This window comes from Streptomyces odontomachi (assembly GCF_024435355.1).
GTDB lineage: Bacteria > Actinomycetota > Actinomycetes > Streptomycetales > Streptomycetaceae > Streptomyces > Streptomyces odontomachi.
In genome coordinates this window covers 1-290 of sequence record NZ_JAMJWG010000113.1, presented here as the reverse complement: position 1 = coordinate 290, position 290 = coordinate 1, and the positions used below count along the sequence as shown (strand labels likewise).

1 protein-coding gene is annotated in these 290 nt (G+C 70.3%); it reads left to right on the top strand.

What is annotated here, in order from left to right; translation table 11 throughout:
• A partial coding sequence (locus NQO67_RS43605; RefSeq protein WP_255956212.1) for a ketoacyl-synthetase C-terminal extension domain-containing protein occupies nt 1-290 on the top strand: 290 nt, incomplete at both ends.

Here is a 290-nt window from a genome sequence, read left to right as displayed (position 1 = left end):
CCGGAGGATCGGCCGGTGTGGCTGGGCTCGTTGAAGTCGAACATCGGGCACGCCCAGGCCGCCGCCGGTGTCGGCGGGGTCATCAAGATGGTGATGGCGCTGCACCACGGGGTGCTGCCGCGCACCCTGCACGTGGGTGAGCCGACCCCGCATGTCGACTGGAGTGCGGGAGCGGTACGGCTGCTGACCGAAGATCAGGTGTGGCCCGAGGAGGTGGGTCGGGCGCGGCGGGCGGCGGTGTCCTCGTTCGGGATCAGCGGCACCAACGCCCACGTGATCATCGAACAGGC